8 protein-coding genes are annotated in these 8,870 nt (G+C 73.8%); 6 read left to right on the top strand and 2 right to left on the bottom strand.

The window, feature by feature from the left end; all coding sequences use genetic code 11:
* Both ABZ371_RS01035 and ABZ371_RS01030 read left to right on the top strand, forming a co-directional pair.
* Positions 1-755 (top strand): DUF2330 domain-containing protein (locus ABZ371_RS01035; RefSeq protein ID WP_358672471.1); only part of this gene is annotated, 755 nt, incomplete at its 5' end.
* Between the two features lie 77 nt (positions 756-832).
* Positions 833-1,309 (top strand): GNAT family N-acetyltransferase, encoded by a 477-nt coding sequence (locus ABZ371_RS01030; RefSeq protein ID WP_358672470.1) that lies wholly within the window; start codon positions 833-835, stop codon positions 1,307-1,309.
* A gap of 190 nt (positions 1,310-1,499) precedes the next feature.
* Here ABZ371_RS01030 and ABZ371_RS01025 read toward each other — a convergent pair whose 3' ends face one another.
* Complete coding sequence (locus ABZ371_RS01025) at positions 1,500-3,542, bottom strand: MDR family MFS transporter (protein WP_358672469.1); 2,043 nt, start codon at positions 3,540-3,542, stop codon at positions 1,500-1,502.
* Between the two features lie 140 nt (positions 3,543-3,682).
* Here ABZ371_RS01025 and ABZ371_RS01020 point away from each other — a divergent pair, with 140 nt between their 5' ends.
* Positions 3,683-4,696 (top strand): peptidoglycan-binding domain-containing protein, encoded by a 1,014-nt coding sequence (locus ABZ371_RS01020; RefSeq protein WP_358672468.1) that lies wholly within the window; start codon positions 3,683-3,685, stop codon positions 4,694-4,696.
* A 268-nt stretch (positions 4,697-4,964) separates the two neighbouring features.
* The gene (locus ABZ371_RS01015; protein ID WP_358672467.1) at positions 4,965-5,627 is read left to right on the top strand and encodes an HAD-IA family hydrolase; all 663 of its coding nucleotides are present in this window, start codon (positions 4,965-4,967) and stop codon (positions 5,625-5,627) included.
* A gap of 149 nt (positions 5,628-5,776) precedes the next feature.
* Here ABZ371_RS01015 and ABZ371_RS01010 read toward each other — a convergent pair whose 3' ends face one another.
* Positions 5,777-6,457, bottom strand: a complete 681-nt coding sequence (locus ABZ371_RS01010) for an NAD(P)H oxidoreductase (RefSeq protein WP_358672466.1) — start codon at positions 6,455-6,457, stop codon at positions 5,777-5,779.
* Between the two features lie 111 nt (positions 6,458-6,568).
* Here ABZ371_RS01010 and ABZ371_RS01005 point away from each other — a divergent pair, with 111 nt between their 5' ends.
* Positions 6,569-7,498 (top strand): AraC family transcriptional regulator, encoded by a 930-nt coding sequence (locus ABZ371_RS01005; protein WP_358672465.1) that lies wholly within the window; start codon positions 6,569-6,571, stop codon positions 7,496-7,498.
* Positions 7,499-8,224: 726 nt separating this feature from the next.
* Positions 8,225-8,869 carry an HNH endonuclease family protein gene (locus ABZ371_RS01000; RefSeq protein WP_358672464.1) on the top strand — a complete coding sequence of 215 codons (645 nt, stop codon included), beginning with the start codon at positions 8,225-8,227 and terminating at the stop codon, positions 8,867-8,869.
* The last annotated feature ends 1 nt before the right edge of the window (position 8,870 follow it).

The following is an 8,870-nucleotide window of genomic DNA, read 5'->3' as shown; positions in this document are numbered from 1 at the left end:
ACTTCGGGCCCGGGGCCGGCTTCGGGCCGCGCGGGCGGCCGGCCGGGGCGGGCCCCCCGGCCCGGGGAGCGCGCCGGGGGGCACCGGTCGGCGTCGTGGACCGGCGGCGGCTCGGACCGTTCGACGTGGCACGGTTGACGGCGGCCGACCCGGAGGCGCTGCGGAGCTGGCTGGACGCCAACGGCTTCGAGCTGCCCGGCCGGCTGGCGGACGCCCTGCGGCCCTACGTCGAGCGGGAGTGGGAGTACGTCGCCGTACGCCTGGCCCCGCGGGAGCGCGGAGCCGTGCTCCAGGGCGCGCTCGACCCGCTGCGGCTCCGCTTCGCCAGTGAGCGGCCGGTCTATCCGATGCGCCTGTCCCGGCTGGCCCGGACCGCGCAGAGCCTCGGCCTGTACGTGCTCGCGGGGCACCGGATGGAGACGAGCGGGCGGATCGGCGGGCGGGAGCCGGAGGTGAGGTTCGCGGGCCGCCTGGAGCCCGGGGCGGCGGACGGCGCGGTGGGCCGGCTGGTGGGCGGTGGGCCGGCGTTCCTGACCGCGATCGACCAGGACTTCCCCGAGCCGGCCCGGATCGACGGCGACCACGAGCTGCGCGAGGCCCGCGCCGACACCCCGTACCGCACGGTCCGCCACCGCGAGGCGCTGCTGACGGCCGGCGGGATCCCCGTCTGGCTGCTGACCGTACTCGCCGCCGCGCTCTCGATCGCCGGGGCCCTGGTGTGGCTGGGGCGGCGGCGCCGGTCCCGGCGGGCCTGACGGTGACACCCGGCCGGTTCCCCGGTCCGCTCGTCAATTCGTTCGGCGGACGACCGCGTCGGAGCCAGAATGGCCCGATGACATGGACCGTGGCCCCCGAACGCTTCGACACCCCCGACGCGACGCTGCTGCGCCGCGACTACTACGACGAGGTGGCGAGCCGCTACTGGGAGCGGCCCGCCACCGAGCGGGAGATCGACGAGGGGCTGGCCGGTGACGGCGTCGAACTGCTCACCGCGCCCACCGGGGAGTTCTTCGTCGGGCGCTACGGGGGCAAGCCGGCGAGCTGCGCCGGACTGCTGATGGTCGACGGTACGACGGCGGAACTGACCCGGGTGTACGTGCGCCCGGCGTTCCGCTCCACGGGCGGCGGCGGCCTGCTGCTGGCGGCGGTGGAGAGTGCCGCGCGGGACTGCGGGGCGCGGCGCCTGCGGCTGGACACCCGCAACGACCTGGTGGAGGCACGCGGGCTGTACGCCAAGCACGGGTACCGCGAGGTGCCGGCGTTCAACGGGGGGCCGTACGCGGAGCACTGGTTCGCCAAGGAACTGTGAGCCGGGCCTGGGGCCGGGCGGGGCAGGTCGGGGGTCGGCGGGGCAGAACGGGGACAGGGCGGGGCCCGGGGACTCGGGAAGCGCGAGTCCGGGTCTCTTCCGCGCCCGGTCTCTTCCCGGCCCGGCCAGGTGCTCCGCGCTGAGAGCCGGCTTCGGCTCCACGGCCGTGCGGGCCCGGGTGCGCAGGCCGTCAGGTCGAGTGGTCCCGTCGCGGTTCGGGCATGTGCGGACGCTCCCTGCTCGATCCGCTCACCTCGGTGGTCAGCTCCGTCACGAGGCGCACCAGGTCGGTCGGCCGGTCCGGGCCCCACCAGTCCCCCAGCAGCTCGGCCAGCGACTCCTCGCGGGCGTGCGCGAGTTCGACCACGGCCTCCGCGCCCCGTTCGGTGAGGACGAGCTGGATGCCGTCCCGCCGGGCGAGGCCCCGCCCCTCCACCTCGCGGGCGGCAGCGGTGATGACGCTCAGCGGCACGGGGGCGACCTCCGCTAGCCGCGCGGGCTCGACGGCACCGTGCCGCCGGATGCGCAGCAGGAGCCAGCTGGACGCGGGCAGCAGGTCGTACCCGGCCCGGGCCGTGATCTTCTCGTAGATCTCCCGGCGCCCCTCGCGCGTGGCCAGGACGGACAGCGCGCGGGCGCACTCGTCGTACGAGGAGCGGTGGACGGGATTGGAGGCGAGGGTCTCGCTGGTGTCGGGGGCGGTCACGGATCCGCGCAGCCGGTCCTCCTTGAGGAACCAGGCCAGGAAGAAGGCGACGAGGACGACGGGTGCCGCGTACAGGAACACGTCGGTGATCGACGCCGAGTAGGCCCCGAGGATCGAGGAGCGCAGATCCGCCGGGAGCCGGCCGATGGCCCGCGGATCGGCCGCCAGGCCCTCGGCGTCGACGCCGGGCGGGAGTGAGCGGCCGGCGAGGGCCTCGGTGAGTTTGCCGGTGAGCCGGTTGGTGAAGACCGTGCCGAAGACCGCCACGCCGAACGAGGCGCCGATGGACCGGAAGAAGGTCGCTCCGGAGGTGGCGACACCCAGGTTGTCGTAGCTCACGGCGTTCTGCACGATCAGTACGAGCACCTGCATCACCAGGCCGAGTCCGGCACCGAAGACGAAGAAGTAGACGCTCATCTCCCAGGTGGAGCTGGTCGGCGAGAGCCGGTGCAGGAGCAGCAGGCCGATCGTGGTGACGGCGGTGCCGGCGATCGGGAAGACCTTCCACCGGCCCGTACGGCTGACGATCTGGCCGGAGCCCGTCGAGGTGATCAGCATGCCGAACACCATGGGCAGCATGTGCACGCCGGACAGGGTCGGTGTGATGCCGTGGACCACCTGGAGGAAGGTCGGCAGGTACGTCATCGCGCCGAACATCGCGAAGCCGATGACGAAGCTGATGGCGGCGACGAGGCTGAAGGTGCGGAGCCGGAACAGCCGCAGCGGCAGCACGGGTTCCGCCGCCCGGTGCTCGGCCGCGACGAACGCCGCGAGGAGCACCACGGCGAGTACGGCGAGGGCGATGATCCGGACGGAACCCCAGGCCCACGTCGTGCCGCCCAGCGAGGCGACGAGGACGAGGCAGGTGGCCACGGCGGCGATGAGGAAGGTGCCCAGGTAGTCGATGGTGTGCTTGGTGCGGCGCACCGGGATGTGCAGGACGGTGGCGATCACGAGCAGGGCGACGACACCGATCGGCAGGTTGATGTAGAAGACCCAGCGCCAGCTGAGGTGCTGGGTGAAGAAGCCGCCGAGCAGCGGCCCCAGGACACTCGTGGCCCCGAACACCGCACCGAACAGCCCTTGGTACCTGCCGCGTTCGCGCGGGCTGACGAGGTCGCCGACGATCGCCATCGACAGGACCATCAGCCCGCCGCCGCCGAGCCCCTGGAGCGCCCGGAAGGCGATGAGCTGGGGCATGTTCTGGGCCATGCCGCAGAGGGCCGAGCCGATGAGGAAGATGACGATGGCGATCTGGAAGAGCCTCTTGCGCCCGTACTGGTCGCCGAGCTTCCCCCACAGCGGGGTGGCGGCCGTCGCCGCCAGCAGGTAGGCGGTGACCACCCAGGACAGGTGGTCCAGGCCGCCCAGCTCGCTGACGATCGTCGGCAGCGCGGTGGACACGATGGTCTGATCGAGTGCGGCGAGCAGCATGCCGAGGAGCAGCGCGCCGATGGCCACCAGGACACTCCGCCGGGGCCGCCCCTCGCCCGGGGCGAGGGAGGGAGGGCTCAACTGCTGGGCCATGGACATCTCCTCAGGTCCGTTTCACCCCCATCCTGGCCGCTGTGCCCGGTTATGGCCTGCCGAGGGATGGTGCGGGCGTCGGGCCTCCCCGTGGCGGCCTGCATAATCGCAGGCAGTTTCGAAGGGGAGGGGAACCCACGATGACCGGACACATATGCCCGGAGTGCGGCGGCGAGCTGCGTGCGAGACCGGAGCCCGGGGCGGGCCCCGGGCCCGGGTGCGTCTGCGGGGCCGGTCCGGTCCGGCCGCCCGGTGACGGGCACCTGGCCGCGCGTTCGGCGGAGATGGCCGCGGCGGAGGACTTCGACCCGCTGCGGATCCGGCCGTACGTGACGCTGACGAGCGACGACTCCGAGGATCACGGCGCACCGGCCGCGGACACGACCATGCCGCTCTTCCTGGGGGATCCCCCGCCGGGCGGCGGCGCCGGGGCCGTGAGCAGCCAGGGCCCGCCGGCCGGCGCCACCACCGCGGACGGCGCGCACCGGCGCAGCGTCGCGGACTACGCGGGCACCGGTCCCGACCCCGTCCGGCCCCGCCGACGGCGGCCGCTCGCCGCCGTCGCCGTGGGTGCGGCCGTCGCCCTGGTGGTGGGGACGGCGGCGTTCGCGAGCGGCCTGTTCGACGACGGCGACCGGGGTGACGAGGCCCTGCCCGAGCTCACGACGAGCATCCCGGACCTGAGCGGTGAGCCGAGCGCCTCCGCGTCCGCGTCCCCGTCCGCACCGCCCTCGTCCACCCCGCCCCCGTCCGCCTCACCGGCGTCGGCGTCGGCGTCGGCCTCTTCCTCCCCTTCACCGCCCCGGAGCCCGTCGGCGTCCGCCTCGGCCACCGCTTCCAGGACACCGTCACCGTCCGTGTCGCCGACGCGGACCGCGTCGGCACAGGCGTCGCCGACAGCCCCCGCCCTGGCGGCCGGGACCACGCTGCGACCCGGCGACAGCGGCCCCGAGGTGGCCGAGCTCCAGCGCCGGATGCAGGAGATATGGGTCTACCGCGGGCCGGCCGACGCGGATTACTCGAGCCGGGTGGAGGCCGCCGTGAGGGACTTCCAGCGGTGGGTCTCGGTCCGGAGCGACCCACCGGGCGTCTACGGGCCGGAGACGCGCCGCGCCCTGGAGGCACAGACGACCGGGACGGGGCGCCGGTCCTGACGGAGGCGGCCCCGGGGACGGGCCGAGCGGACCGGGGAGTACCCGCGATCCCCGTTCGGACCGGTCCGGACGGGGATCGCCGGGGGGCCGGGACCAGCGTGATTGGCGTTCGGGCGCCGGTTTTTGTATCGTGGAGGAACAAAGTGGCCTCCGCCCGTTCTCCCTGACCGGCGGGCGGGGCCGCTTGTCTCCCGACCCGCACCGGTGTGCGCGCTCAGCCCGCACCCGCGTGCCCGTACGCACTCCCCCCGCGCCCTGGAGCCTGCCCATGTCGGCCACCGTCCTCGAAGCCCGCGCCCTCCTGCTGGACATGGACGGCACCCTCGTGAACTCCGACGCGGTGGTGGAGCGCTGCTGGCGCCGGTGGGCGCTGCGCCAGGGACTCGACCCCGAGGCGACCCTCCGGGTGGTCCACGGCCGCCAGGGGTACGCCACCATGGCCGCCCTCCTGCCCGACCGCCCCATGGAGCAGAACTACGCGGAGAACCGGGTCATGCTCGCCGAGGAGACGGCGGACACCGAGGGCGTGGTGCCCATCGGTGGCGCCGGCGCCTTCATGGCCGCCATCGCGGCACTCCCGCACGCCCTCGTGACGTCGGCCGACGAGGCCCTCGCCCAGGCCAGGATGGCGGCCGCCGCCCTGCCGGTGCCGGAGGTGCGCGTCACGGCCGAACTGGTGGGCGCCAGCAAGCCGGACCCCGAGGGCTTCCTCAAGGGAGCGGCCGAGCTGGGCTTCGACCCGGCCGACTGCGTCGTCTTCGAGGACTCCGAGGCGGGCATCACGGCGGGCCGGGCAGCCGGCATGCGGATCGTGGGCGTCGGCCCCCGCGCCGCGGCCCTCGCCCCGGACGTCCACGTCTACGACCTCACCCGGCTCCGGGTGGAGACACTCGCGGACGGCTCGATCCGTCTCCACGTCGACGCCCGGTAGGCGGCCCCCGGCCCCCGCGCGGGGCCGACGACGGACGGTCCCGGACCACCGGGCGCCGCGCCGCACGACGGTGGTGCCCCCTCTCCACAGGTGGGCCGGGTCGTCGGATGGCCGGCGCCGAGGCCGGTCAGCAGCTCATGGAGGAGCCGTCAGGCCGTCACGAGTTCGTCCGCGAGGAAGTCGTCCACGTACCTGCCTGCCCGTCGGTCGAAATCGGTGTAGTGCGCCTCCCGCTCGGCGCCGGCGACCGCTTCGCCGACCAGGAGGTTGCCCTCGGCGTCGACGCGCTGCGGTCGCTCCTCCGCGTCCAGGAGCAGGCCCACGGTGGAGCGGGAGAAGCCGCAGTAGTAGGCGATGCCGTCGCTCAGGTTGGCCTCGAGGACGGCCTGCATCGACTCCGCGACGGGATCGTCGCCGGTGGCGCCGGCCAGGGCCAGCCACAGCATCCGCTTGCCCGCCAGGCGGGGCTTGCTGCGTCCGTAGGCGAACCCGTAGTTCCACACCCGGTCGATCCACCCCTTGAGGACGGCGGGCACGCTCTGCCAGTACACCGGGAAGACGGCGACGACGACATCGGCGTCGAGGATCCGCCGCATGTGGGCGTGCGTCTCGCGCGAGTACGTCTTCTCCCGGTCGCCCCAGTCCGGCTGGTCCTCCTCGTTCATCCGCGGGTCGAACCCCTCGGCGTGCAGGTCCAGCAGGTCGATGCGGTACCCGGCGGCCTCCAGCCGGGCAGCCGCGCGGCGGGCGGTGTGGGCGGTGAGGGAATCGCTGCGGTGGTGCGCGAGGACGACGAGGGCCGTCCTGGTGTCACTGCTGGGCTGCGGCACGGTTGTCTCCCGAGAACTCGATCTGTGCGGTGGGTCCAGTACAACCGCAGCGCCGTGGATGATCCATGGGAGAAACTCTCCGGAACATAGGAGATCGTCTACGATCGCGCTGTGGATCCTCTGAGTTCGCTACTGAGCGGCATCCGGGCCGAGGGCTCGGTCGTCAGCCATGCCGTCCTGACGGCGCCCTGGAGCATCACCTTCGCCGACGCCGCTCCGCTCACCATGGTCAACGTGCTGCGCGGGGGCGGCACACTGCTGCTGTCCGACGGCACCGAGCGGGCGATCCGCGCGGGCGACACGGCCATCGTCCGGGGCCCCGCCCCCTTCCGCCTCGCGGACGAGCCCGCCACTGTCCACCGCCCCCACACCGCGTACGAGATCAACTGCTTCGCCGCGGACGCCGTGTGCACCGGCCAGGAACTCGACGGCATCCACTGGGGCACCGGCCCCCATGGAGCGACCGCGCTGATCGTGGGCGCCTACCGCGCATCGGGGCACCGCCACGAACGGCTCCTGCGCGCCCTGCCGCCCGTCCTGGTCATCTCCGAGGACGCCGAGGTCTGCGCCTGGCTGGAGAACGTCGCCGCCGACGCCGCCCGGCTCTCCGCCGGTTCGCAGGCGCTGATGGACCGGCTCCTCGACTGGGCCCTGGTCTGCACGCTGCGCACCTGGTTCGACCGGGCGGGCGCCGACGCGCCCGGCTGGTACCGCGGCCTCGCCGACCCGGTCCTCGCCCCCGCCCTGCACGCCTTCCACGGGCGGCCCGCCGAGAGCTGGACGGTCGCGTCGCTGGCCGCCCGAGCCGGCGTCTCCCGGGCGCTGTTCGCCCGGCGCTTCACCGAGCTGATGGGCCGTCCACCCCTCGCCTACCTCACCGAGTGCCGCATGGACGAAGCCGAGACACTCCTGGCCGACACCGACCTCAGCATCGCCCAGATCGCCAGGACCGTCGGCTACGCGGACGCCTTCGGCTTCAGCGCCGCCTTCAAGCGCCACAAGGGCCGCAGCCCCAGCACGGTCCGCACCGCGGCGGCCTGAGCCACGGCGGCGTGAGCCCGGCAGGCGGCCGCGAGGACACGGGCCCCACGCTCCGGACCGCAACCCGACACACCTCGTGCCGGGACGCGGGTGGCGACCAACCGCGGCCGGGTGCCGGGAGCGCTCGACGCCGACGGTCGTCCGGTTGTTCCCCGAGGCCGGTGAGCCCGGCGACCGCCGTACGGGCACGGGGCGGCCGAGCCCGCAAGGCCCGGCGCCGCGTCGAGCAGCCGCGGGCCGTGCCTCCTCCCGAGGAGGCACGGCCCGCCTTCTTGACGAGAGCCTGCACGGAGGGGACGGCGGAGGCCGCACGGGTGCGCCTTCCGCCGAGCACGGACGCCGCGCGCACGGACCCGACGACCTGGTTCCGGCGAACGGACACGAGCACAGGGCCCGGGCGCTCGGAGGCAGTACGGCAGCCGCTGGACCACGGACGACACCTCTGCGCCGGATCTCCTTTCGCCACCGGTACAAACGGTCCGCGATCAGGCGGCGGAATGACGCCTCGTCACCGTGCACGACCCCTTGCCGCCTCCCTCACCCTCCCCCTCCCCCGCTCGAACAGTTATCGGACTGAACGTCAGAGCCATCGCCCTGCCTCTTGATGTGACGTGCGCATGTCGCCACTCTGTTACCTGACGACCACGCGACGGAAACCCGGTCCCGGCACGATGGCCCGGGCCGTCGGCCGTCGGCTCGACATCCCCCCACGTCAAGGGAGTTCACATGTCCGGTATCTACGCGCGTCGCATAGCCGTCGTCGCCGCCTCCGCAGCGCTCGCGGCCACCACCGGGCTCCTCACGGCCCCCACCGCCCAGGCGGCGATGCCCACTCCCGTCAGCGCCGCGACCGCCCGCACGTACCTGAGCGCGCTCACCGTCTCCACCGAGGGCTCCTCGTCCGGCTACAGCCGGGACAAGTTCCCGCACTGGATCACCCAGTCAGGGGCCTGCAACACCCGCGAAGTGGTCCTCAAGCGCGACGGCACCGGTGTCGTCCAGGACTCCTCCTGTGCCGCCACGAGCGGGAGTTGGTACTCGCAGTACGACGGGGCCACCTGGACCGCGGCGGCCGACCTGGACATCGACCACATGGTCCCGCTCGCCGAGGCGTGGCGCTCCGGGGCGAGCGGCTGGACCACGGCCCAGCGCCAGTCCTTCGCCAACGACCTGACCCGGCCTCAGCTCATCGCGGTCACGGACAACGTCAACCAGGCCAAGAGCGACCAGGACCCGGGCGAGTGGCTGCCGTCACGCACGGCCTACCGCTGCACGTACGCCCGGGCCTGGGTGCACGTGAAGCACTACTACGGCCTGAGCGTCGACTCCACCGAGAAGAGCGCTCTGCAGTCCGTGCTGAACGGCTGCTGAC

Origin of the sequence: Streptomyces sp. NPDC005899, from assembly GCF_040629645.1 — a bacterium.
In the GTDB taxonomy this organism is placed as follows: Bacteria; Actinomycetota; Actinomycetes; order Streptomycetales; family Streptomycetaceae; genus Streptomyces.
The sequence above is the reverse complement of the archived record's forward strand: the minus strand, read 5'-3'. Positions and strand labels throughout refer to the sequence as shown.

Excerpts from the sequence above, each read along its gene's own strand:
- ABZ371_RS01020 (WP_358672468.1), top strand. The coding sequence starts at position 3,683 with ATGACCGGACACATATGCCCGGAGTGCGGCGGCGAGCTGCGTGCGAGA.
- ABZ371_RS01000 (WP_358672464.1), top strand. The coding sequence starts at position 8,225 with ATGTCCGGTATCTACGCGCGTCGCATAGCCGTCGTCGCCGCCTCCGCA.
- ABZ371_RS01015 (WP_358672467.1), top strand. The coding sequence starts at position 4,965 with ATGTCGGCCACCGTCCTCGAAGCCCGCGCCCTCCTGCTGGACATGGAC.
- ABZ371_RS01030 (WP_358672470.1), top strand. The coding sequence starts at position 833 with ATGACATGGACCGTGGCCCCCGAACGCTTCGACACCCCCGACGCGACG.
- ABZ371_RS01025 (WP_358672469.1), bottom strand. The coding sequence starts at position 3,542 with ATGGCCCAGCAGTTGAGCCCTCCCTCCCTCGCCCCGGGCGAGGGGCGG.